The sequence below is a fragment of the Chryseobacterium sp. S90 genome (assembly GCF_047444895.1).
In the GTDB taxonomy this organism is placed as follows: Bacteria; Bacteroidota; Bacteroidia; order Flavobacteriales; family Weeksellaceae; genus Chryseobacterium.
Window position 1 is genome coordinate 1,564,974 of sequence record NZ_JBLGCX010000001.1, and the last position, 24,811, is coordinate 1,589,784.

The 24,811-nt window shown below is 35.1% G+C and carries 23 protein-coding genes and 1 tRNA gene; 10 read left to right on the top strand and 14 right to left on the bottom strand.

Translation table 11 applies throughout. The annotated features are described in order from the left end of the window. Window positions 1–5: 5 nt before the first annotated feature. Window positions 6–872, bottom strand: a complete 867-nt coding sequence (lipA, locus tag ACLMCG_RS07185; protein WP_034692098.1) for a lipoyl synthase — start codon at window positions 870–872, stop codon at window positions 6–8. A 115-nt stretch (window positions 873–987) separates the two neighbouring features. Here lipA and ACLMCG_RS07190 point away from each other — a divergent pair, with 115 nt between their 5' ends. After that, window positions 988–1,620: a hypothetical protein gene (locus ACLMCG_RS07190; RefSeq protein ID WP_413959327.1), complete on the top strand. Its 633-nt coding sequence runs from the start codon at window positions 988–990 to the stop codon at window positions 1,618–1,620. 161 nt (window positions 1,621–1,781) lie between these two features. Here the strand turns inward: ACLMCG_RS07190 and ACLMCG_RS07195 are convergent, their stop codons facing one another. Further along, window positions 1,782–2,342 carry an RNA polymerase sigma factor gene (locus ACLMCG_RS07195; RefSeq protein ID WP_047377164.1) on the bottom strand — a complete coding sequence of 187 codons (561 nt, stop codon included), beginning with the start codon at window positions 2,340–2,342 and terminating at the stop codon, window positions 1,782–1,784. A gap of 187 nt (window positions 2,343–2,529) precedes the next feature. Here ACLMCG_RS07195 and tyrS point away from each other — a divergent pair, with 187 nt between their 5' ends. Continuing rightward, entirely contained in the window at window positions 2,530–3,825 is a 1,296-nt protein-coding gene (tyrS, locus tag ACLMCG_RS07200) for a tyrosine--tRNA ligase (RefSeq protein WP_413959328.1), read from the top strand. A 77-nt stretch (window positions 3,826–3,902) separates the two neighbouring features. Here tyrS and ACLMCG_RS07205 read toward each other — a convergent pair whose 3' ends face one another. Then, entirely contained in the window at window positions 3,903–4,304 is a 402-nt protein-coding gene (locus ACLMCG_RS07205) for a hypothetical protein (protein ID WP_413959329.1), read from the bottom strand. Window positions 4,305–4,519: 215 nt separating this feature from the next. Here ACLMCG_RS07205 and ACLMCG_RS07210 point away from each other — a divergent pair, with 215 nt between their 5' ends. After that, the gene (locus ACLMCG_RS07210) at window positions 4,520–6,493 is read left to right on the top strand and encodes an ATP-binding protein (protein WP_413959330.1); all 1,974 of its coding nucleotides are present in this window, start codon (window positions 4,520–4,522) and stop codon (window positions 6,491–6,493) included. Then, window positions 6,483–7,121, top strand: coding sequence for a response regulator transcription factor (locus tag ACLMCG_RS07215; protein ID WP_223600557.1), 639 nt, complete (start codon window positions 6,483–6,485; stop codon window positions 7,119–7,121). Before ACLMCG_RS07210 ends, ACLMCG_RS07215 begins: the two co-directional genes overlap by 11 nt. Before the next feature lie 47 nt (window positions 7,122–7,168). Here the strand turns inward: ACLMCG_RS07215 and ACLMCG_RS07220 are convergent, their stop codons facing one another. Further along, window positions 7,169–7,600 (bottom strand): hypothetical protein, encoded by a 432-nt coding sequence (locus tag ACLMCG_RS07220; protein ID WP_223601703.1) that lies wholly within the window; start codon window positions 7,598–7,600, stop codon window positions 7,169–7,171. Between the two features lie 246 nt (window positions 7,601–7,846). Between ACLMCG_RS07220 and ACLMCG_RS07225 the strand changes: the two genes are divergently transcribed. The 3 genes from ACLMCG_RS07225 to ACLMCG_RS07235 all read left to right on the top strand — a co-directional run bounded on the left by ACLMCG_RS07225 (window position 7,847) and on the right by ACLMCG_RS07235 (window position 10,457). Next, window positions 7,847–8,485 (top strand): alpha/beta hydrolase, encoded by a 639-nt coding sequence (locus ACLMCG_RS07225; protein WP_413959331.1) that lies wholly within the window; start codon window positions 7,847–7,849, stop codon window positions 8,483–8,485. Between the two features lie 120 nt (window positions 8,486–8,605). Further along, window positions 8,606–9,925, top strand: coding sequence for a PDZ domain-containing protein (locus ACLMCG_RS07230; RefSeq protein WP_413959332.1), 1,320 nt, complete (start codon window positions 8,606–8,608; stop codon window positions 9,923–9,925). Window positions 9,926–9,929: 4 nt separating this feature from the next. Beyond that, a complete protein-coding gene (locus tag ACLMCG_RS07235; protein ID WP_413959333.1) occupies window positions 9,930–10,457 on the top strand; it encodes a hypothetical protein in 528 nt (175 codons plus the stop codon). Here the strand turns inward: ACLMCG_RS07235 and ACLMCG_RS07240 are convergent. The 4 genes from ACLMCG_RS07240 to ACLMCG_RS07255 form a co-directional block, all read right to left on the bottom strand. After that, window positions 10,450–11,493, bottom strand: coding sequence for a L,D-transpeptidase (locus ACLMCG_RS07240; RefSeq protein WP_414136868.1), 1,044 nt, complete (start codon window positions 11,491–11,493; stop codon window positions 10,450–10,452). The genes ACLMCG_RS07235 and ACLMCG_RS07240 overlap by 8 nt on opposite strands. 184 nt (window positions 11,494–11,677) lie before the next feature. Further along, window positions 11,678–12,514 carry an XAC2610-related protein gene (locus ACLMCG_RS07245; protein WP_413959335.1) on the bottom strand — a complete coding sequence of 279 codons (837 nt, stop codon included), beginning with the start codon at window positions 12,512–12,514 and terminating at the stop codon, window positions 11,678–11,680. A 9-nt stretch (window positions 12,515–12,523) separates the two neighbouring features. Next, a complete protein-coding gene (locus ACLMCG_RS07250) occupies window positions 12,524–12,811 on the bottom strand; it encodes a hypothetical protein (RefSeq protein WP_413959336.1) in 288 nt (95 codons plus the stop codon). 13 nt (window positions 12,812–12,824) lie between these two features. Then, on the bottom strand, window positions 12,825–13,247 hold the full coding sequence (locus ACLMCG_RS07255) for a hypothetical protein (protein WP_223601710.1): 423 nt from the start codon (window positions 13,245–13,247) through the stop codon (window positions 12,825–12,827). A gap of 180 nt (window positions 13,248–13,427) precedes the next feature. Between ACLMCG_RS07255 and ACLMCG_RS07260 the strand changes: the two genes are divergently transcribed. From ACLMCG_RS07260 to ACLMCG_RS07270, 3 genes are all read left to right on the top strand, one after another. Further along, window positions 13,428–14,477, top strand: a complete 1,050-nt coding sequence (locus ACLMCG_RS07260; protein ID WP_413959337.1) for a helix-turn-helix domain-containing protein — start codon at window positions 13,428–13,430, stop codon at window positions 14,475–14,477. Between the two features lie 135 nt (window positions 14,478–14,612). Then, the gene (locus tag ACLMCG_RS07265; RefSeq protein ID WP_413959338.1) at window positions 14,613–17,459 is read left to right on the top strand and encodes a TonB-dependent receptor; all 2,847 of its coding nucleotides are present in this window, start codon (window positions 14,613–14,615) and stop codon (window positions 17,457–17,459) included. Window positions 17,460–17,478: 19 nt separating this feature from the next. Continuing rightward, window positions 17,479–18,660, top strand: coding sequence for a phosphatidylinositol-specific phospholipase C domain-containing protein (locus ACLMCG_RS07270; RefSeq protein ID WP_413959339.1), 1,182 nt, complete (start codon window positions 17,479–17,481; stop codon window positions 18,658–18,660). A 237-nt stretch (window positions 18,661–18,897) separates the two neighbouring features. Here the strand turns inward: ACLMCG_RS07270 and ACLMCG_RS07275 are convergent. The 6 genes from ACLMCG_RS07275 to ACLMCG_RS07300 all read right to left on the bottom strand — a co-directional run bounded on the left by ACLMCG_RS07275 (window position 18,898) and on the right by ACLMCG_RS07300 (window position 24,810). Then, window positions 18,898–18,971, bottom strand: a tRNA-Asp gene (locus ACLMCG_RS07275). A gap of 406 nt (window positions 18,972–19,377) precedes the next feature. Beyond that, window positions 19,378–20,565, bottom strand: coding sequence for a glycosyltransferase family 4 protein (locus ACLMCG_RS07280; protein ID WP_413959340.1), 1,188 nt, complete (start codon window positions 20,563–20,565; stop codon window positions 19,378–19,380). Further along, window positions 20,565–21,698 (bottom strand): glycosyltransferase, encoded by a 1,134-nt coding sequence (locus ACLMCG_RS07285; protein ID WP_413959341.1) that lies wholly within the window; start codon window positions 21,696–21,698, stop codon window positions 20,565–20,567. The genes ACLMCG_RS07280 and ACLMCG_RS07285 overlap by 1 nt, the downstream gene beginning before the upstream one ends. Then, a complete protein-coding gene (locus tag ACLMCG_RS07290; protein WP_413959342.1) occupies window positions 21,695–22,504 on the bottom strand; it encodes a hypothetical protein in 810 nt (269 codons plus the stop codon). The genes ACLMCG_RS07285 and ACLMCG_RS07290 overlap by 4 nt, the downstream gene beginning before the upstream one ends. Beyond that, on the bottom strand, window positions 22,458–23,681 hold the full coding sequence (locus ACLMCG_RS07295; protein ID WP_413959343.1) for an O-antigen ligase family protein: 1,224 nt from the start codon (window positions 23,679–23,681) through the stop codon (window positions 22,458–22,460). Before ACLMCG_RS07295 ends, ACLMCG_RS07290 begins: the two co-directional genes overlap by 47 nt. Beyond that, window positions 23,671–24,810 (bottom strand): glycosyltransferase family 4 protein, encoded by a 1,140-nt coding sequence (locus tag ACLMCG_RS07300; protein WP_413959344.1) that lies wholly within the window; start codon window positions 24,808–24,810, stop codon window positions 23,671–23,673. The genes ACLMCG_RS07295 and ACLMCG_RS07300 overlap by 11 nt, the downstream gene beginning before the upstream one ends. Window position 24,811: the final 1 nt, after the last annotated feature.

Sequence of the window (24,811 nt, forward strand, 5' to 3'; positions counted from 1 at the left end):
ATATTTTAATGAATATGTTTTTCTGCGTGGTAAGAACTTCTTACAAGAGGAGAACTTTCAACGTGTCTGAAACCTAAGCTTCTTGCAAAATCCCCAAACTCATCAAATTCTTCAGGAGTGATGAATTTTTTTACAGGAAGATGTTTTTTAGTCGGCTGCAGATATTGTCCAAGAGTGATAACATCCACATTAGCGTTTCTGATATCTTCAATCGTTTGGAAAACCTCATCTTTAGTTTCACCTAATCCAAGCATTACCCCGGTTTTGGTTCTTCTTTGTCCGGCTTCTTTCAGGTATCTTAATACTTCTAGGCTTCTTTCATATTTTGCCTGGATTCTCACTTCTCTGGTAAGACGTTTTACCGTTTCCATATTATGAGAAATCACTTCCGGAGCTACATCTACTAATCTGTCAAGATGCTTTGTAAGCCCCTGGAAATCCGGAATCAAAGTTTCCATAGTGGTTCCCGGAGAGATTCTTCTTACAGCATTCACTGTTTCACCCCAAAGAATAGATCCCATATCTTTCAGATCATCACGGTCTACAGAAGTAAGAACGGCATGTTTGATCTTCATTAATTTGATTGATCTTGCTACTTTTTCAGGTTCATCCCAATTTACATCGAGGGGTTTTCCTGTTTTTACGCCACAGAATCCACAGCTTCTAGTACAGATATTTCCTAAAATCATGAAAGTTGCTGTACCTTCACCCCAACATTCTCCCATGTTCGGGCAGCTTCCGCTCTGGCAGATTGTATTTAATTTATATTTATCAACCAAAGTTCTCAGCTCTCTGTAATTCTTTCCGGTAGGAAGTTTTACGCGGATCCATTTTGGTTTTTGAACGGTAGTGTCTTGAACTGAATTTTCCATTTCTAAAATTGAAGTTCAAAGTTAAGGAATTTTTAATGGAAACCATCAACCGGAGATATTGATGAAACTTATCATTCAAAATTTCATTTGTATATTTGATCTTCAAAATATTTTTATGAGAAAAACATTCTTCCTTTTGTTCGCGGTATGCGGAGCATTCTGTCTTGCCCAAAAACAATTTCAGCCAGCGGGTTCTACCCTTCTGGAAACGGTAGACGGAGATCTTGATGGTGATAAAATTCCTGAAAAAGTACTCATTTACACCACAAAAGATGATGGTGAACTGGGAAAAATCCGTGAGATTCAAATTCTGAAAAATGCAGGCGGAAAATGGACTCTTCTTGAAAAATCAAGAAATGCCATTCTTGAAAGTGGTGGAGGCGGTATGATGGGTGATCCTTACGGAGAAACTAAAATTGAGAAAGGAATTCTCATCATTTCTCAAATGGGCGGAAGCAGCTGGAAATGGGATGTTACAGACAAATACAGATTTCAAAACGGACATTTTGAACTCATAGGAACTTCCTCCACGTATGGAAGACCCGGAGATTACTGGAAAGATGTAGATTTCAACCTATCAACAGGGCAGCTAAACTATACAAACGAGGTAGAAAATACAGCTGAATATGGTAAATCTTCAAAGGAAACCTATATTCATAAAGGTATAAAGATTAATCTTCAAAACAGAAATCAGGAAAAGCAAAGAAAAATTATTCTTCCGAAGACAAAAGAAGAAGTTTATTTCTAGGTAATAAGTTTTGGCTAAAGCCAATTTTGAATCTTGTCATTCTGACGAAGGAAGAATCTTATTAATGAATAAGTTTATGAGATTCTTCACTACATTGCATTTCATTCAGAATGACATTTGAAAGCCCGTTTCTATTGAATATCCTGTATTGATTTATAGGTTTAATGATCATCAAATTCATTATTCTTCAGCAGTTCGGCTAAGACTTTTTTAGCACGCATTACCCGTACTTTTGTATTGGCAACGGAAATCCCCAGTTCTTCGGCAATTTCTTTGATGCTTTTTTCCTCAAAAAACCTCAGCTTGATAATATCCTGATAGTTGGCATCCAAAGATTCTATGGTTTTGATGATTTTCTTCTGTTCTTCTTCAGAAATCAGAAGTTCTTCCGGAGATTTGGCATATTGATTTTTGACTTCATCAAGATTTTCAACGGCATCTTCGTTTTCACGGTTCTTTTTTCTCCAGAAATCAATAACAGTATTCTGTGCAATGGTCAATATCCAGGTTTTAAACTGAAAATGAGGATCAAACATATCCAGTTTCGACAATACTTTTGAAAAAACATTTACGGTGATTTCATCGGCATCGTTTTCATCCCTCACCTTTTTCATGACAAAAGAGAAAACATCCACCCAAAAAACATTGATGAGTTTAGTCTGGGCCTTCTGATCTTTATCCTTGGCCTTCTGTATGAGCAGGAATAGCTGTTCGTCATTCATTAATAACAAATATAGCTTATTTGGGGCACAATTGCAAAAGGGAAAAACATCAAATCTGCTCAATGTCGGCAAAGTTATCATCAAAGTATTTTAGGTTTTTATGAATTTACTTATTTGCGGTTTCTCCTTTTTCTCTTCCTTCTGAATTTACTATCTTTGCTTCTTAAAATTTTAAAGTTAACAATCAATGAATTCCTTTATAGAAGAACTGAAATGGCGTGGTCTGTTTGCCGATATGATGCCTGGAACCGATGAACAATTGAATAAAGAGGTAACTACTGCATATATTGGTTTTGATCCTACTGCCGATTCTTTACATATCGGAAGTCTTATCCAGATAAAAATTTTAGCTCACTTCCAGCAGCATGGCCACAAACCAATTGCTTTGGTAGGAGGAGCTACAGGAATGATCGGTGACCCTTCCGGGAAATCAGCTGAGAGAAATCTTCTGGATGAGGAAACTCTTTTACACTACGTTGACTGTTTAAAAAATCAGCTTTCAAAATTCTTAAATTTTGATGGAAACGAGCCCAATAAGGCTGAATTGGTGAACAACTATGACTGGATGAAGAACATTTCTTTCCTTGATTTTGCTAAGAATGTCGGAAAGAATATCACCGTCAACTATATGATGGCAAAAGATTCTGTGAAGAAAAGACTTTCCGGAGACGCGGGTGTTGACGGAATGAGTTTTACAGAATTCACCTATCAGCTAATTCAGGGATATGATTTCCTTCACCTTTACCAAAATAACAATGTAAAACTACAAATGGGAGGTTCTGACCAGTGGGGAAATATCACTACAGGAACGGAACTGATCCGTAGAAAAGCTCAAGGTGAGGCCTTTGCATTAACGGTTCCTTTGATTACAAAAGCGGATGGTTCCAAATTCGGAAAGTCTGAAAGCGGAGAAAACTATTGGCTGGATAAAAAGAAAACATCTCCTTATAAATTCTATCAGTTCTGGCTGAATGCTACTGATGATGATGCTGAAAGATTTATCAAGTTCTACACTTTCCTTGGAAAAGACGAAATTGAAACTTTGATCGAAGAGCATAAAACAGCGGCACACGAAAGAAAGCTGCAAAAGAAACTTGCCGAAGAGGTAACAGTTTGGGTGCATGGAAGAGAAGAATATGAAAAGGCACTGAAAGCTTCTGAAATTCTTTTCGGACGTTCTACTGCTGAAGATCTGGTAAGCCTTGATGAAGAAATATTCCTTGAAGTTTTTGACGGAGTTCCTCAGAAAGAAATTGCAAAGTCTGATGTTTTAGGAGTGAATATTGTAGATCTTCTTTCTGAAAAATCAGGATTCTTAAAATCTAAGAGTGAAGCCCAAAGAGAAATTAAAGGAAATGCAATCTCTGTCAATAAGCAAAAAGTAAATGATACTTTTACGGCTAATGAAACTGATCTTATTGACGGTAAATTCTTATTGCTGCAAAAAGGTAAGAAAAGCTACTTTATTGTTAAGGTAGATTAATCTTAATACCATAGTAAATATAAAAACAGGCGCTGAGATCAATCCCAGCGCCTGTTTTATGTCCTAAAAATTTGATATTAAAATGTATAGCTTGTAGAAGCTGATAAATACTGTCCGCTGGAAGTTCCTTCTTTCTTAAGCTCTCCATCTACCCAGATCTGAACCTTCAAAGTAGCAGAAGCATCCGGTCCGATAGCATTTACTGCAACATTGGCACTGTATGCTCCCGATTCTGATGTCACCTCAGGGCTGCTCCACGTTGATCCGCTAAGACTTGATGCTGTAGTGGGGTTACCGTCAATTCCGTACACCGCTACATCAATATTACTGCCTGATGAAGCGATTGCCTTAAAAACTACTTTATGACTTTTTCCTGCTCCATTCACATTGTCATCACCATCTTTACTGCATGATGCTGTAAATCCAATAAGCATTACTGCTATTACTGCAACGAATGCTCCTCTTAACAGTTGATTCATTCTCATTTTTTTCATAATCTTTTTGTTTAAATTTTAGTTACTATATTGAATATTCTATGATTAATGATTTGATGTCTGCAAAGCTATGAGCATCACTTATGTCTATCAATCCTGAAAAATCAGTAATTTTTTCTACCTAAATTCAGGTATTTTTTATGCTAAAATTTTTAATTAAATTGAGCGTTTAAAAAAATATTTTTCAGATTTGATTTATAATGAAGAGATTACTTGCCCTACTAAGCCTATTCTTATTTTTTAAATTGCAATCCCAGCAAATCATTCCGCTTAATGAGAAATCTTATATAGACAGCTTACAAAGCATTATAAAGGGAAATCTTCCGGATACTTCAAAAGCAACGGCTTTTTTTCTTTTATCTAATTATTATAGAAACAGTGATTCTGTTTTGAGTAAAAAATACCTTGAAAATGGGAAGATACAGGCCCGAAACAATCCTTTCTTTTCAGCAAAATATTATTATTACGAGGGACAATACAACCTGGACAGAAACAAAAGGAAAGCGGGTATTTCTTATCAGCAGGCTATCAAATCTTTATCTAAATTTAAAAACGAAGAATCCGATTTTTTTCAGGCACTGGCCTGGTATAGCTATGGAGTTACCCAAAAAGACAAAGAGGGATATATTCCTTTAGTCAAAATCATGCTTGAAAAAAGTATTCCCCTGGTTGAAAAATATGAAAACAGTAGAAATTTAGGTTTCTTATATACACAGCTTGCAGTGATTCTTACTTATAATGCACAGTTTAAAAAGGCAGAAGATTATAATAACAAAGCATTGAAAATTCTTGAAAAACAATATCCGGAGTCAGCCGAATTATTTTTCACTTACCTCAATTCTGCCAACAATTTCTGCTATCAGGCCAATGGAGATAAAGCTGAAAAGTTTTTATATAAAGCAGAAAAACTCATCAGTCCCTATCCGGAATCTTCCTCCAATGCATTCTATTATTACAGTAAAACCCTTTTGTATATTACCCGCCAAAAAAATGCAGAAGCACTCCCGGTGATAGAAAAAGGGATTTTTTATGCAAAAAAATTCAATCAGAATCTTCTGGCTCAGATGTTTTATTTCAATAAGTATGATATTTTAAAGAAACTTAAAAGGTATAACGAAGCCAAGACTACTTTAGAAGATGTTTTAGCAGAAAAGTCCTTGGCCATTGATCTTAACAACAGAAAAACTTTTTATAAGCAGCTTTCTTTACTTAATGAAGAAACAGGAAATACCAAAGAGGCACTCTTATGGGAGCAGAAATATTCTAAACTCAACGATAGTCTGAATACAGAAAATGTGAAGCTGGAAATCAACAAACTTGAATCTAAGTTCAATACAGCTGAAAAGGAAAGAAAAATAGCGACTTTAAATGCTGAAAAAAATCAAAAAAATCTGGAGGTAAATAAGAAGAACTCTTACTTATGGGGAATGGGTCTTGTTTTATTGCTGGCCCTAAGCCTTCTGGGCTTTCTTTTCATCATTTTCAGAAAAAATAAAAAAATAAGCGAGCAGAAGATAGAAGATATCAAACAAAAGGAAGAATTATCACTTACCAAAGCCATTCTTGATGGTGAAGAAAGAGAAAGAGAGCGTATTGCAAGAGACCTTCATGATGGTCTGGGTGGAATGCTGGCGGGAGTTAAAATCAATTTTTCTACATGGTCGTCCAATCATCTCCACCCTGAAAAGGATCAGGAATTTTATAAAATCTTGGGCCAGCTGGACAACTCTGTGAGTGAACTCCGGCATGTAGCCAGAAATCTTATGCCTGAATCATTGCTTAATTTTGGTTTGGAAACTGCTTTACATGATTTGTGCGAATTTTACATCAGGAAAAACCTCGACATTGATTTTCAAGCGATTGATATTAGTAAAACATTACCTCTAAATATTCAGCTTAATATTTACAGAATTGTCCAGGAGTTATTGGCCAATGCCATAAAACATGCAGAAGCCAGCAGCATCTTGCTTCAATGCTCACAATCTGGCGAAAATTTTATGATCACGATTGAAGACAACGGAAAAGGTTTTGATAAAAATATAGAAAATACCACCAAAAGTATGGGACTTCGTAACCTGAAAAACAGGGTTAATTACCTGAAAGGAACAATGGAAATACATTCTGATAATCAAGGAACAGCGATTAATATAGAACTCAACATCCATGGAGAATGAGAAAATAAATATCATCATCGTAGACGACCACCCTATTGTCATTGAAGGTCTTAAAATGATGCTGAACAGCCAGCCTTTTTTTAATATAGCGGGAAGTTTTACTTCCGGTGCAGAAACGATCAGTTTTATTCAATCCGAAATGGTAGATATCATCCTCCTTGACATTACTCTGCCCGATGCCAATGGAACGGAACTCTGCAAAGAAATAAAGAAAATTTCTCCGAATACCTCTGTAATTATGTTCAGTAACCGCTCTGAGCGAAGCATCATCATGCAGTCTATACAAAACGGTGCAAGTGGTTATCTTCTCAAGAATACTTCTATTGATGAACTTGTAATATGCATCAAAGGGGCTCTTTCCGGAGATATTGTTTTCTGTAATGAGACAAAACAGATCATCAGCCGTCCTTCTCAGCACGATCTTCCAATGCCACGGCTTACCAAAAGGGAAAAACAGATCCTGCAGATGGTAGCGCAGGGAAAAACAAGTAATGTGATTGCCGAAGAACTGTTCCTAAGTCCACTTACTGTAGACACCCATCGCAAGAATCTGCTTCAGAAATTCCATGCAAAGAATTCAACAGAATTGATTAATCTCGCAGTACAGCAACAATTGATTGAAAAATAAAAAAACCACTCTTAGAGCGGTTTTTTGTATATAAATATTGCAATATTTTATGGTTCTAAGAAACTGTAATCGATAGAAGCAACTAATACTCCTTTTCCTTTTTTCTTAACAGTTCTTGCAACTTCTCCATCTATGTAAAGATTGATCGTTAACTCAGAATTATCATCCGGCATTGACGCATTAGCATCAAGATTCAACTGTGCCTGGCTGGAGTTCACAAAGAATTCCCCACTTGTCCATGGTGAAGTTACCGGTGACTGCGGAGTATTGTATATAGTGTTCTGAGCTGTGCCCACCTGTGTTACAACACTTATAATGTTTCCTCCTGTAGTGGTCTTCACTTCAAATTGAACCACATGATCCTTAAATTCTTCATCGTCATCTTTTTTACAAGAATTAACAACGGTAATTACAGAAAATAATAAAACGAATAAAAAAGAAAGTCTAAGTAAACTTTTTGAATTGTAAAATTGCTTCATTTCTCCAAATAGATTTTTTAATGTTTCAAATATAAGTTTTTTATTAATATAAAAATAACTTTTATGAAAATTTTCCAACAAAGATTTCCAAATAATATCAAATCAACAAAAATAAAAACCTACCTCTAAAGTCCAAAAATACACTTCAAAGAACCAATCCTTACACATAAAGCATCATCCGGCCAAAGTTCATTGTATGAATAATAAAAGTTAAGATTCTGAATGTAATTTAATTATCTTTGCTGTATGAATTTAGATTATCTAGTAAGGGAACCGGAAAACATTACTTCCAATACCCCTATTCTTTTTATGCTTCATGGCTACGGCAGTAACGAACAGGATCTTTTCAGCTTTAGGGAAACACTTCCCAATGACTGGATTATTGTAAGTTTCAGAGCTCCGCGCGATACTCAATTTGAAGGATATTCCTGGTATGATATTAATTTCAACGATCCCGAAAATTTTATTGATGTTCCTCAGGCAAAGGAGTCTTTAAATGCTGTATTGGAAAGTATGCTCAAGATCATCAACCATTATGGACTTACAGAAAGTAAAGCTCATCTGTGCGGTTTCAGCCAGGGAGGAATTCTATGTTATGCTTTGGCTTTAAAACATCCTGACCTTTTCAATTATGTTGCCTGTCTAAGCAGTTATCCTGAAGATAAAATTCTGGACGGTATTGTAAAAGATAAAAAGAAACTGGAAGGACTTCGTTTCTTCATTTCACATGGTTCGGATGATGCTGTGATTCCACTTGAATGGGGAAGAAAAGCAGCTGACCTTCTGTATGATCTCAGCTGTTACTTCACGTTCAGAGAATATATGAGCGGACATGGTGTCAATCAGAAGAATTATATGGATCTGATGGAATTCTTTTCCAAATAACCACAACCCGATTTGAAATAAATTCAACAAAAATCCTCACTTCATTGTAGTTTATATAAACATTTCAGCTTTTGGAATGTTTTTTTGTTAACATATTGATAATTTCAGTAAATTCAGTAAATGAAATTTAAATTGCTTTTACTGGGATTATTTCTAAGCATTTTTATAAGTGCCCAGAATTCTTTTGAGTTGATCAATACGAAAAAAGCGGTGATTCCTTTTCAGTTTATCAACAATCTTATCTTTATTCCTATCAATGTCAATGGCGCAGAACTTACCTTTTTGCTGGATACGGGAGTTTCGGAGACGATTCTTTTCAGTCTGGAAAATAAAGAACTGAAACTAAGTAATGTTGAAAAAGTTAAATTTTCAGGTCTTGGGGGAAGTTTAAGTATTGACGGCTTAAAATCTGAACGCAATTTGGGCAAAATAGGAAATGAAATTGTTAACACATCCATGTCTCTCTATATTATTATTGATGAAGAATTTAATATTTCGCCCCACGTAGGAATTCCTGTAAATGGAGTAATCGGATATCATTTTTTTAAAGATCATCCTATTTATATTGATTATGCCTCAAAGAAAATAACGGTTTATGAAAATGCTGATCTTCTAAAAAAGAAAACTAAAAGATTTGAAGAATTCCCAATCACGATTGAAAAAGACAAACCTTATCTGTATGCTGGTGTAGAAATGACCAATGAGAAGAAAGATTCAAAACTACTGATTGACCTTGGAAACAGTGATGCTATATGGCTCTTCCCTACTCTTATTAAAAACTTTGTCTACAACAGGCCCAATATTGATGATTTTCTCGGGCGTGGTTTCAATGGAGATATTTATGGTAAAAGAAGCCGTATCCATAATTTCTATCTTGGAAATTTTAAGTTTGAAAAACCTCTTACGGCTATGCCAGATGAATTTTCTATCCAGCATGTAAAATTGGTAGAAAGCAGAAAAGGTTCTGTGGGAAGCGAAATTATGCGAAGGTTTACCGTAGTTTTTGATTATCCCAACCAAAAACTGTATTTGAGGAAAAACAGATATTTTGACGACCCTTTTCATTTTAATATGAGTGGTCTCGATTTCAAACAAGATGGCCTGGAATGGCAGGAAGACAAATTAAAAATTGAGACCCAAAAATCCAACATGGCAACAACTGAAGTTTATAAAGACGCTTTCCAGTATAAGTTCAGTTTGAAACCCATATTTTCCATTGCAGGAGTAAGAAAAGATTCTCCCGCTTATGAAGCAGGTCTGAAAAAAGATGACAAAATTATAAGCATCAATGGAGAGCGAACATCAGATATGACTCTGGAAAAAATTGTAGAACTCATGAAATCCAATGAAGGAAGAAATATTACCATGATTGTTCAAAGAAAAAATAAAGAAATAATATTGCGCTTCATGCTTGAAGACCCCATTCCCTATCAAGAATAAAAATATGAATACTGAAGAAAGCACCTTAGACAGAATAAGAACCCGGCCAAGATTTAAAATGTTTACTCATCTCACGAAAGAAGAGTACGCTGAAAATCTGAAAAAATATATGGAGGAGCATAAAGATGAATTTTCAGGCAATATCAATAAAGAAGTTGCTACTATCTGGATAAAAACAGAATACGATAGCTACTGGAAACCCTGCCTTGCCTTACGGATAGAAATGGAAGATGAGCATACAGCAATACGCGGGGTATTTGGTCCGAGTTCTGCGGTATGGACGTTCTTCATGTTCCTGTATTTTTCTTTTTCTATTCTCTGGATGACTTTCTTCACAATGTATTACGTAGAAAAGCAAATAAAAAGCGCTGAATACCCTTGGGCACTGAGCGCTTCTTTTATCATGTTATTTTTTATTCTTCTTACTTATATTGCTGCAAGATTCGGGCAGCATAAAGGTAAAAATGAAATGCTTAAGCTGAGAAAGTTTGCTGAAGAATCTACTTTACAGTTTGAAAAGAAAATTAATTAGACGGAGATTCTACAGGCTTTTCATTCTGAATAGGTGTAGCCATTGCTTTTGCTGTTTTGATAGAATCTGCTACTTTTTCTCTGTTGCTTTGTTCTTTCAGCATTTTCGGAACTTCAGGCTCAAGAAGCTTGGTAAGTTCTTCAACAGATATATTGTTGGCATTAGGATCATCTAAAAGCTTTCTCCATGGTTTTCTTCCACCCCACTTATAATCCCCGAATACCATTACCGCCGTACCTTTGGCCTTCGTTGTAGCACCACCAGGATTCAGTATCCAGGTATCTGCATAGGAATACAGCCATTGCGCGTCTTTCCTTAGCAATCGAAGACATGAGTGTGAGGCAGGATATCCAGGAAGCGTGTATTCATGCCATCCGATCCCTCCAATATTGTGAATATTGAAATTATACGGAAGTTTCCATTCAGTGCTTACTGTGGAAATAGCCAGTTTCTTTTTCCAGTTGGCAAAAGTAAGTCCTCTTGTTGTTTGGGCTGCCTTTTTACCCATACTTGTAGGTCCCCATTTCACAAGGCTCCCATTGGAATATACCGCAAAAGCTTGTATCGGATATGAGAATATGACAAACTTTTTCACTCCGCTTAATACATCTAACTGCATTGGGAATGGTGAATATGCCATCAATGTTGTATCTATTTTCGCCGGAACTACCAGTGTATCGGCATTCCATTTACTTTTAGAATCCAGCCTGTTCAGAGCTAAAATAGCGGTACGTTCTTCTACATTGTATTTCTTGCTGTATTCAGCATAGATAGAATCACGCATCTTTTTATCCTTTGGAAGAACAAAAGCATTATAAAACCCATTCTCCTGCATGGCAGGTGGAATAGATTCTTTTTTTACTACAGGAACAGAGTCCTTCTTTATAGAATCCTTTTCTGCCTCCTGTACTTCAGAAGAAGAAACGGTATCTTTAAAGGTATCGCTTATTTTATCTATTTCTTTTTTACAGGAAACAAGAAAAACGGCGCATAAACAAGCATAAAGAAAGGATTTTTTCACAGATATGTTTTTCATAAATAAATCGGCCATTTAGTTTGGCTACCCAGTACAAATATCAGACCTAAAATTGAATCCTAAAAGACATTATTAAAAATACCGTAAAAAAACGGAGGTTTTATCACTGTAAATGAGGAGTTATGACTGAAAAATTTCTTAAGTTTATTGATTTTAAAGGAATTTTCACATATTTAAAAGAAGATTATTCTTCAGACTGTTCCTTCGTTGTAACCCACTCTAAAGTTCCATTTTTCCCAAAACGGTAGATATCCTGATGCCATCTTGCACCACCTCTGCATCCTGTTTTTAAAAGTTTCTTACTTTTTTCTACAGTCACATCACAAAGACATGAACAGCTTGAGCGGGAATAATCCGGTTCTTTAAGTTTTTCAAAACGTTTGCTTCCCGGATTGTACAAATAAATATCAAACATTCTGTAAACACCCATTCCTTCATCAGGAACAGAGAATGCGATATCATCATAACCGTCGAAATTATAATCATCTATAATGCTCTGTCTGGCAAAAGAAGGTTTATCAGGTGCCGGAAGTTCGATTGCCGTCTTTTTTCCGTCAGGATAAGTAATGTTAAAATCATTATTATAAAAATGATTAAAAGCAAGTAAAGCCCCATGCAGGAAATATTTTCCACTTCCGTCGTATTTTTCATCCTCTACTATTTCCAGCCTAAACTTTCTGTTGTCTTTTGCTCTTGTATAAGTAATGTTTGAAGCCTGATGCTGCATGATTTCAAACTCGTATACTCCATTGATCTTCCCTCCTATCATTTCATTCCAGATATAATACTCAATATCCGGTTGTCCGTCACTTCTCCCATCCGTATCAACTCTAAAGCTTTTTACCTGTAAAGGAATGATTTCTTTCTTTCCGGAATATTGCACAAAAGCTCCTTTTCCCTGAGCGCCGTAATAAAGAGTAAGCCTGAACTCTTTTGCTTCTCCTGTGGATTTCAGGGTAAAAGGCTGTGCGGAGTATACAGCGGAGATCATCATAATACAGAATAGCAACAATTTTCTCATAGGAATAATTTATATAACCAAATTAACCACAAATCTTACCATCCATAATAAGACAATCAACAGAAGTATTGAAAACTGAACTTTATTGACGTTTTTATTTCCGAACTTCCATACCAGGATTCTATCAATGATAATCACTATTAATACAGGAACCAGACTGAATAGTAAATACATTCCGAACAGTGCATCCGGAGCTGACGGTCCTGTCATCAGAATAATAGACGTAATCAACATTGTAATGATTGCAAAAATTCCTGCAATAAAAAAGAGAGTCCAGTTTTGAAATTGTTTTTTCATAAATAATATGGTATCAGTGGTTGGATATATTGAAATGGATATTGAATCTGTAATAATAAAACATCCAAAAAGCCAGCCATGGCAGATTCATAATCAAAAAAACAACGACTTCTTCACCACCAATCTTTCCATCTGTAATGGTAAAAAATGAAAATGCAGAAGCTGTAACAGGCAGCAGAAACCAACAGACTATCGTTTGTATTTTCCCATGAAATGGTTTTAAAAGAGAAAGCAGGCTGCTTACAGATAATATACTCAGAAATAATATCCAGAAAATGGTAAACCCATAAACCAGTCCGCTCATATCACAATTTCTGGGCACTTCTTTTACTTCTCTGGTAGTATTTAAAAACAAGATCAGAAGCACAAAGGAAATCAGTGTGGAAATCAGCCAGGTCTTAAGGATTGAGAATACAATAAATTTTCTTTTGGACATGCGTTGTATGCTTATGAGCTAAAATAGGAATAACCACTCAATATACAAAACCGGGAAATCCCTGAAAAGCTGATCAGAATTTACATTTTAATCCCCTGCATATTTCTAGACTCATATTTAATAATTTGTTAAAGATACCATGCCCATATTATCTATAATTTTGGCAAAATATCAGTTATCATGTTATATATCATTATGGTAGTTGTACTACAGGCACTTATCACCCTTACGCTGCTTATGTCCCTCATTAAAAACAGGGAATCTGTACTGAATATGTTACTATTGTACATTGGAGTGGTCGCACTGGATATGGGCTATGAATATTTTATCATCCAAAGATTTGGCTATGAATCTGTTTTGTATGAAATTCCGGGAAGCCTTCGTGTTTTTAAAGGTCTTATTTTCTTATATATCACTACGCATTTAATCCATGCAAAATGGAGAGACAAGCTTAAATATCTTATCATTCCGCTGACTTTGGTGGTTATTCATCATGCGATTGCAACTTCTGCCAAAATGCTTGATCTTTCCTGGGCGGATCTGGCGATCACATCTTACAAATCCTATTTTGTTTATTACAGTTATTACTGGATCGTCTGTCTTGTTTTGTGTATTTATTTACTGATAAGATACCGCAAAAACATTACACATCCTGTAGCCGGTAATTTCCGTTATCTGGTTGGTTATGTATTATTAGGAGTATTAATTTTCTGGATGGTCTATCAATTAGGTTGGGATACTCTGATCTATCAGAAGATCTACAGCCTTCTGTTTCTCTTTCAGTTCGGGTGGATTTTGTACGTTTATATTTTAACGTACCAGCACAAACTGCAGGAACAGCAGAATACAGCACAATTTTCTGCTCCTAAAGAAACCTATCAGTATAAAGATCTTTCAAAAATAGATTTCAATTCTGTGCAAAGTGCCATTATTTCTTTCTATCAGGAGAGTCACGTATATCTGGATGAGGAATTTACCTTAGACCAGCTCTCACATCATCTGAAAATAAGCAAAGCTGATTTAAGCATCACTTTTAATAAACATCTTCATTCCAATTTCCACGAATATACTAATAGAAGCCGTATCCAGCACTTTAAACAGATTCTGTCGGAAGATCCTTCAGCCAGTGTTACAGATCTGGCTTTTCAATGTGGTTTTAAATCCAAATCTACTTTTTATAAATATTTTAAAAAGGAATTTGACTGTCTTCCTTCTCAGCTTGTTCATTAGTTACAATTATTTAATATTAGTAATTTGTTGATTTACAACACGGTTCGCCTCGAACTCAATAGAAGGAGTTGCATAAAATTTAAATGAACCAAAACTTTTGAAGGAGCTGACATCTTTGCACCAAACTTTATAAGGATGTCACGAGAAAGACTTTTTTTAACAAAAGCAGTATTTTTTCTTCTTGGGCCATTGGCCTTTGCACAAACCACCATACACGGAACCGTAGTAGACAGTCAGGGAAACCTCCCAGATGCCCTGGTTTACATTGAAAACAGCGGACAGAAGGTAACTTCCAATACCGATGGTTCCTTTGTTCTCAGTACTATTTATGACGGCAGTTATAAGCTTGTTGTAGAATATAAGGGATATGATAATGTTTATATTCCTTTCACCATTAAGGATAAAAGGGAATTAGATCTTGGATTAATTAAATTCGGAGCCAAGTTTAAAGAAAACAACCTTCAGGAAGTAGTCGTTACCAGTGTGTATAAAGCATCACAGGCCAGAGCAATTACCATGAAGAAAAATTCCAATACGATTACTGAAGTATTGTCTGCCGATGCTATCGGAAAACTGCCGGATCGTAATGCTGCAGATGCCGTACAGCGTATGCAGGGTGTTTCCATTGAAAGAGATATGGGTGAAGGACGTTTTGTAGCGGTAAGAGGAACGCCTATACAATGGACTGCTTCCACTTTGAATGGTAACAGAATGCCGAGCGCCAGCGGTGACAATGCCAACCGTGGAATTCAGATGGATATTTTCCCTTCGGAACTTATTCAGAATGTACGTTTGTCTAAAGCTTTAACCCCTGATCTTGACGGAGATGCCATTGGCGGAAATGTGGATTTTATCACGAAAACTTCACCCAATAAAGAAACTCTGGCTATAAGTATGGCTACGGGCTATGTCAATATGTCCAAATCCCCTACTTATAACACATCCATTGTCTATGGAAATAAAATTACCGATAAGCTGAAATTCATTACCTCAGCAGTGATCTGGGAACGTTCTACCGCCATTGACCAAATGAGGAATATTTACAACTATGGACTGAAAGATAAAACAGCCTCCTACTCCATCAATCAGCTTCAGCTTCGCGATTACCTTGCGAACCGACGAACTTTGGGATTCAATTTAGGATTGGATTATGAGATAGACAGCAGGAATAAATTATATGCAAAAGCATTATACAGCCAGTATAAAGACGGCCAGTCTGTAAGGGAAACTTATTTTAATTTTGACAGTAAAAATGTACTTCTTCAGGCTCGCCATGCGGATTATCTTACGGATCTGTATTCTATGCAGCTGGGGGGTAATCATCAGATGGGACAGCGTATGGAAGTCAATTGGTCCGTATCCAAGGCACGTTCTGAGTTTAAATTCAATTCTCCTGACAACCTTGATCCTCATGAAAGAGGTTATCCTATGGTCAACTTTATGCAGCCAATGACTTATGGAAATCTTTCTGCTGACGGAAGAAAATATATGGCAATGGATGCTCCGGACGGCACTGGTGATACCGGAAGATATACTCTACCTTATAACCAGCAGACCATCGCAGCGGATAAACTTAAATTGAATCAGATTATTTTAAGCCAGAACCGCAATAGCGAAACTGATCTCAGAGGGCAAATTGATATTAAATATAAAGCAGCTGATAATTTTGAACTTAAATTTGGGACCAAATACAATAATAAAAACAAAATCGTCAACAGCTCTCTGCTTGTCTGGATGCCCAAATCATCATTGGGAATTCCCGGAACTCCGGTAACTTACCTGAATCAGCTTGAGCGTGAAGCTTTTCAGTATAAAGGAGGTTTCATGAATCCATTGGGGAATCCTTACAATGCGGTGATCATCGATCAGATTATCAACGCACAGATTGATCAGATGTACAACCCAGCCACACAAAACAGCTTAGGATTGATGCAGGTAAGCGGTAAAGACAGCAACTCAAATATTACAAGTTCCTACAGAGGTACTGAAAATGTATGGGCGGCTTACCTGATGGCAACCTGGAAAATTTCAGACCAGATTCAGATACTGGGAGGTTTCAGAAATGAATATAATGACGTTACCTTCTGGGGCAAAAAAGTTACCTCTGATAAAGACAGTAAAACGGAAGACATTAAAGATAATAAAACCTATAATGTAGTGCTTCCTATGGTGAATATGAAGTGGAATATCAGCAGTGACAGAATCCTGAGACTTGCCTACACCCGCTCTTTTGCAAGGCCGGACTTCAATGATCTGAATCCAGGAACCATCGTCAATGATATTACCAACACCATTACTCAGGGAAATACCAAGCTGGATCCTACGTTTTCAAATAATTTTGATCTTATGTTTGAAAACTACTTTGGAAAACTGGATCTGATAACAGCCGGAGTATTCTATAAAGATATCACCAATCTTATCTACAAAGACCAGTCTGTAGTAGATCTCGCAGGAAGAACGTATACTTTTACAGCTCCTAAAAACCTTGAAGCAGCCAAACTGTTCGGTTTTGAATTCGGTATCTCCAAACGTTTTGAAAGTCTTCCCGGCTTTTTGAAAAACCTCGGTTTTGAAGGAAACTATACTTATATCTCTTCCAAAATGAATATGCCGGTGTACGAAAATGGCAAACAGACCGGAACGATGTCAACTACGATCCCCAATCAGGCCAAACATATTTTCAATACCATCCTGTTCTATGAAACCAGCAAGCTGATGGTGCGTATTGCCGGAAACTACAAAGGAAATTATGTAAGCGAAATCAGAGCGGCTGCGGGTGCAGATCATTATCAGTATTTTGATAAAAACTTTACAGTAGATCTTTCTACTTCTTACAGTCTTACAAAGAAAATCCGTCTGTTTATAGAGCTTAACAATATTCTTAATGAACCCAACCGCTTTTATATGGGAACGAAAGACCGTGTGGAAAATATTTCTTATTCAGGAGTGCGCGGACAACTGGGATTCAACTTCAATTTTTAATCAAAAGTTTTTTATTCATATGAAAAAGTATATTTATGGAGCTGCATTTTGTATGACAGCCCTGCTGCAGGCACAGGATAAATGCCAGAATGTAAGAATCAATCAACTGCAGATTCTAGGAACTCACAATTCATACGCTAAGCCGGCAGACCCTAAAGTACTGGATCTGGTAACTCCTATCATCAACGGAATGATGCAGAAATACAGCAGTATGATGTCTGAAGAACAAAAAGCCAAATTTAAAGAGTATCACCCTTACGGAATGGATCTGAAGGAAGGACTGAATTATAATCACCCTGATTTCACAGAACAGCTCAACGCCAATCTGAGAGGTCTGGAAATAGATGTCTATTATGATCCTGAAGGTGGCAGATTCAGTCATCCTGCCACATACGAGATATTAGAAGCAAAGGGAGTAACAGACCTGGCCCCTTTCAATACAAAAGGGCTGGATCAGCCTGGTTTCAAAGTACTGCATATGGCAGATATTGATTTCAGAACTCATTATCCTACTTTAAAAGATGCACTTACAGCTCTTAAAACATGGTCTGATCAACATCCTGATCACACTCCGGTCTTCATGATGATTGAAGCCAAAGATTCCGGTTTCCCGATTCTTGAAAACAGTACAAAAGTCCTTTCTTTCGATAAAAAAGCTTATGATGATCTGGATGGAGAAATTGTAAAATACCTCGGAAGAGACAAGATTATTACTCCAAAAGAAGTTCAGGGTAAATACCATACACTCAAAGAGGCTGTAACCAATAATAACTGGCCTAAACTGAACGACAGCAAAGGAAAATTCATTTTTATGCTGCTTCCCGGAAGTGCAGGAACTTTATCTTCAAAAAATAATCCTTATCTCATAGATGGTTCATTAAAAGAAAGAGTTATGTTCCTGAACAGTGAGCCTGATGATTCTTTTGCAGGGTTTATACTACGGGATAACGCCATCGTAAGACAGAAAGAGATACAGGATCTGGTAAAGCAGGGTTTTATGGTCAGAACCAGATCAGATATTGAAACCTATGAAGCCAAGACCAATGATCTTACGCGATCTAAGGCAGCTTTCAGCAGTGGTGCTCAGGTAATCTCCACCGATTTTTTCCGCTCGGGAAATACTTATGGAACACCTTATTTTGTGCAACCTCCGCAGGGGAAGGATTATCTTAATAACCCTTTGAATTCTTCATGCAAATAAATAGCAAGCCGGTTCTGTTCAGAATCGGCTTTTTAATTTAATAATTATTTTATCCGAAGATAAAATAATTATTAAGTTTTATATCAAACTTTCCAATTGTTGAAAAAGGAAATCACAGCCTTTCCTTTTTTAGTAAGATTATATTCTATGTGCAAAGGTTTCTGTCTGACGACCAATCTCTACGATAATCCCATCTTTTATAAATAAAAAAGTCTCCTATTTCTAGAAGACTTTTTGCGATCCGGACGGGACTCGAACCCGCGACCTCCGCCGTGACAGGGCGGCATTCTAACCAGCTGAACTACCGGATCAATTTTTTTAAGATAAATTGACAAAACTTTTACAATCCGGACTGAACTTCTGACTTTCAGGAAAGTCCTATCCATCTGCTTTAAGATACTCTCTTATTTAGTAAGTAATCAAATAAATCACTTTCATAAACAATCTAAGAGTGCTTGTTTTTAACTGGTGCAAATATATAGCTTTTTTTAATTTTTCCAAAGGAACCTATTCCTTTTCTTTTAAAGCTGTTTGTAAAATACACGTTTTCAAATATAAAAATTTCAGATATAACTGCTCTGAATATCTTTTTTTAAAGATTTTACTTAGAACATTTAAGAAAGTCGATTATAAACACACACAAATCAACATTCTTATTATTTTTAAATACTTATTTCAGAGATATTTTCTGTATATAGGATCTACTCTTTCTCCTGATCATAAATTTTGCTCAATAACTTCAACAAATTTTTTAGACAAAATGGATTTGTCATAAACTGTTTCAGCTAATTTTCTTGCATTTTGTCCCATTTCCTTTACCAATTCAGGATTGTCTTTCAGATAGAGTACTTTTTGTACAAGTTCTTCCGGACGATTTGGGTTTACATAATATCCGCATTGGTATTTTTCGGCTATATCTTTCGTCCATCCGGCAGAGTTTACAATAATCGGTTTTCCTGCGGACAAAGAATCAAAAAGTTTGTTTGGAGAGTTGGTATATAAAATCGGGATATCTAAAAAGGAAATCATAGAAACATCCGAAAAATTGACAATCTCAGATACGTCAGTCATAGGAAACTTTCCGAGAAATTTCACATTGTTAAGATTGTTTTTTTCCACTTCGTCTATCAAAGCTTTTTCAGTAGAACCTCCTCCTACAAACAAAAATTCTATATCTTCTCTGTTGCTTAATAATTTGGCGGATTCAATAATTGTCTGAGCTCCATTTGCTAACCCCAGAGACCCAAAATGAATAATTTTAAAGGAATCTTTTTTTAAACCGAGCTTTTCCATCAGTTGATCATTTTTTCCCCTAGGCCAGAATTCGTCCATTTTAGCCATATTAGGAATCATTGATGTTTTTTCTTTTGGAATATATTTTACGACTCCATCCTGCATACCAGGAGAAAGTGCAATGACACGGGAAGCGTTTTTATAAATCGTTTTTTCCAGCAGACGAATCGTTTTTATTGTCCAACTGTTTTTTATCGCTCCCATCTGTATTGGCACTTCCGGCCAGAGATCCCTTACTTCAAAAACAAAAGGTTTATTTTTAAACCACTTTAATATAAGTGCCGGAATACCTATTGTAAGAGGAGTAGATGTAGCAATCACCAAATCGATATCTTTTTGTTTCAATCCTACCACAGACGATTTGTACATAAATTTCAGGAAAGCCTTTAACCTTCTGGAAACACTCATATTCTGGTCGTAGTCTTCTTTTATATAAACGACTTCAATACCATCAATTTTCACAACTTTAATATCCTCTGAAAATTTGGATGATGAGGTGAGCATGGTAACTTTATGCCCGTTTTTAATAAGTTCTTGTGCCAGCCAATACGACCTGGTTCCTCCTGGTTCCTGGGGAGTTACGAAATATTGGTGGATGTATAATATATTCATTATTTTTTTTCTGTATATAATTGTTGATATACTTCAGCTATTTTCTTCCAGTCATGATTTTCTAACAATTGTTCAATATCAAAACTATAATGATCTCGTTTTTGGATTAAACGTTCAAGCCCTCGTTCGATCGCAGAAACAGAAGTGTCTTCTACTTTTTCCCCGATAGAATCATCATAAAACCCGTCGATCCCTTCATTTTGCGTGTACATCACTGGTAAGCCCTGCAGAAGCGCTTCTATATAAACCAAGCCAAAGGTTTCAGCTTTGGAAGGCATTGTAAAGAAGTCGCTTCGCTCGTAGTAGGATTTTAAAACAGGCAGACTGTCTACTTTTCCTACAAACTCAAAGGAATGATCGTTTTTAATAGAATCCAGGATTCTTTTCTCATCATTTCCTCCTCCTCCAATCAGTGTTAATTTTATCCCATCCGGAATTTTGTGATTATGATTTTTAACAGCATTAATAAGGTTAAAAACATTTTTTCCCTTATTAAATTTCCCTATATAAAGCAACTGAATGCTTTTTTCACTCTCAACAATTTTCCTCTTTACAATCCTTGATTCTATCCAGTAAGGGTCTACACCGTTGGGGATCACCATTACTTTTTGCTGTACATTATTCATGATATTAGAGAGACGCGGATCTTCCAGTATTCTTTTTTTATAGACTGCCGAAATCGTTATGATCTTATCTGCATTCTGAAGTATTTTTTTACCGTAGCCTCTTTCGTGCAGAAAATATTTCAAAAATACATTAAGATCCGTATTGCGCACTGCCACTATGTATGGGATATTATATTTTTTATGAAGTTCATAGGCCACCCCGCCATCGCTATACCACGTGTGAGCATGGATAAAACTCACGGACTTGAGATCTATTTTTGCTTCAATGTCTTGTACTATTTTTTTTATTTTTTTCTGGTACAAAACCCGATCTGCATATTTTGATAAAATATGACTGTAGATAATTTGAGAACGGCTACTTTTAAAATTTATTTTATTTTTTCCTAGTCTGGAAGCTTCCCGAAACGGATTATATACAATTTGCTCTACCCCGTTATTATCCAGTTCCCTCACTAAATTTTTATAAACTGCGGATCCTGAATAATCGTTTGTAATGTGAAGTATCATTTATCTAAAATTTTTAATGTACTATTTAGTTTCTCACTGATATTAATTGTTTCTTTCGAGGGTTCCCAATAAATAATACCACTTACTTTCTTTCCTTTATAGCTATAATCTTTTATCAGTTTTAAATAAGTATCATATAAATTCTCGCTAACTACACTACCGCCTGAAATTTTATTATAAGGGTGAATTTTATACCAGATAAATGGTAACACAGGCTTTTGAACTTTTTCTGCCATTTGAAAGTTCAGATCTAAATTATTTGTGATATAGTCTTTAAAATAATTATCACCCCTTTCAAAATTAGAATACATTAGATATAATGAAGGAGCAAGATAGTCTACACTGTTTAGTAACGGCTTTAGTTTTTCAAAATCATTAAATTTCTTTTGAAAATCATAGTTGAAGTTAAACGGAACGCCATATAATACAACTTTTGCATTAGGTCTGATTTTTTTAACAAGATTTACCATATCTACCAGCTTCTTTATATTTGAAGGGTAATTAACATCAAATCTGCTTTTCTGTTTGACATCCTGGTAAATCTTATTTTCAATATCCAGTACGATTAAATCGGTACTTTGTTTATTAGGTATAATATTATTGATACCCTGAGTTAAGGTATTAAGATCAATGATATTTTTTTTATTATTATCAATGTAATGTTGTCCAAAAAAATAATAGTTTTTTATACAATTTTTACATTGTACATTATACCTTTTATTTTGCGTATATACATAAAAATCTTGTCCATTAAACCAACTAGGCGCTAAGCATAGAAGCACGATGAGCATTAAAATATTTTTCATATCTAAAAGTAATAATTGTTAAAATCAATAAATACCACAGCAAATTGTTGGAATAAATATTATTTGAAAACATACTGAAAATAAAAAACTGACAAAAAATCATCGGAATCCAACCTGTTGAATGATCATTTTGTATAACATACTTACCCTTTATAAAAAGAGTTTTGATAAATAGTATTACAAGTATCATTCCGATAAAAAAACCTGTTGCCATAAAAGCTTCGACAAAAAGGTTATGTGGATAAGAGCCTATGTATGGTTTTGTTTGTATTAAAAAATTCTTTCCAAAAAAAGGATTATCCATAAACTCTCTTAAAGCGACCTTAAATAATTTTTCACGCTCATTATCCTTTTCAAAAGTTGAAACCAATCTATCTAAAAAATTACTTTTAAACAGACTTCCAAACAATTCCATAATTTGAAAAAAGAAAACAGAAATCAAAACAGCAGGTATACTTAAATAAAAAACTCCTTTCGTTCCTTTTTTAATAACAAAGAAAAAAATTGTTGACAAAATCAAAGCTATAAATGGACTTCTACTTGCCGATACGAAAATAATTAGCGCCCCTAAAATTATACCAGCTATATAAAGAATAGAGAAAACACCCTTTTTCTCATTTGCTAGCTTATAAATCGACAATAATGCTAACATAGTACCATATTGTCCATATACAAGGACTCCTATTTCAAGATCTCCAACGTCTCTTCCAGTAATATTACTGTTATTTCTTGATAATAATGATGTAAAGAGTAAAGCATATATAGTATAATAAATTATGTTGAGTATTCTCTTAAAGTTTAATTTCTTAAAGTCTAATACCATAAAAGCGAAACAAGGTATTAACACAACTCCAAATGCAAACTGAACATATTCTGAGTAAGACTTATTAGAAGTAAGTCTTATGGGCTCAATATAAATATCTTTTAATAGGAATAAAGAGTAAATTACCCAAAAGATTATAAACAGTTTGTAAAAGCTAAAAGTTTTAAAATTAAATTTTTTGGAAAATATATTGCTAATGATAATTATAAGGCTAAAAGACAGGACAAGTACACGATAGATTATATTAATACCCTGCCCCTGTATTTTCAAAATAGAAGGTAAGAAGCTAGATATTAAAAAACCAGCTAAACAAAAGATTACATAAAAATTATAAAACTTTTTTTTAATTTGCATTATGGACTTTATTAATAAAATTGATCCAACTTATTTCCCATTTTTGTTCATTGAAAGAATACTCTACTGTTTCTTTTGCTTTTTCTGAAATTCTTTTCAAAATATCAGGATTTTCAATCAAAAAACTTATTTTCTCAATAAAATCTTTGCTATCAGGATTCATAATATATCCATTATAATCATCTAGAATAATATTGGTCATTCCCCCAACATTTGAAACAATAGGTACAGCCCCCGCAGCCATTCCTTCTAATAATGAAAAGGAAGTTCCTTCACTGCCATAAGTTGGCACTAAAGTAATATGGTGTTGCAGATTGAACCGCTCAGATTCCCCAATACCATATTTAGTAATTGTGACATTTGAGAAAGAACCGATTTCTTTTATTAATTCATTTTTTAATGGTCCTTCTCCACATATTGTAAATTCTACATTATCATATTTTGCCGTGATACTTTTTACTATATCTATCAAAATATGTACACCTCTCATCATCTCAAACCTTCTTGCAAAAAGAATTTTAATTTTATCACCAGAAATCTGATTGATGCTGATTTCCTGAGAAGTGGTGGCATAATTAGGTATTACTACCGTATTTTCTGAATAATTTCGAGGCAAAATTGTTCTTATCCAGTTTGTAAAATTATAATCTACACATACAACGTTTTTACATATAAGAAAGTCTTTTGCATTTTTGTAACATTGTAAGAGTTTATAGAAGATACCTACTATATTCTTTTTAAAGAATGTAGGAAAGGCATTATATGAAATATAATCAAATGAAATCCCATGTTGAATAGAAATTGTTTTTGAATATCCTTTTAACTTAAACGCGATCTTATCTGTACCAAAAACAATTATATCATTAACCGAAATATTATCTTTAACCTGGCTAAAAACATCTTTCGTTTGTTTTTTTAATGATTCCTTCGGATTATTTTTCTTACCTATAATATTTATCCCTTTATATTTTGACACAAAGTTTTCATCTGCCCCCTGGTAGATTACCACCTCATATCCTGCATTTTTTAAAGCTGTACCTAGACCTATTAAATAATTCTGAATACCTCCAACCGTAATCTGCTTACCCAAACGATCCATTACTGCTAAATAAAAAATATGTATTTTCATC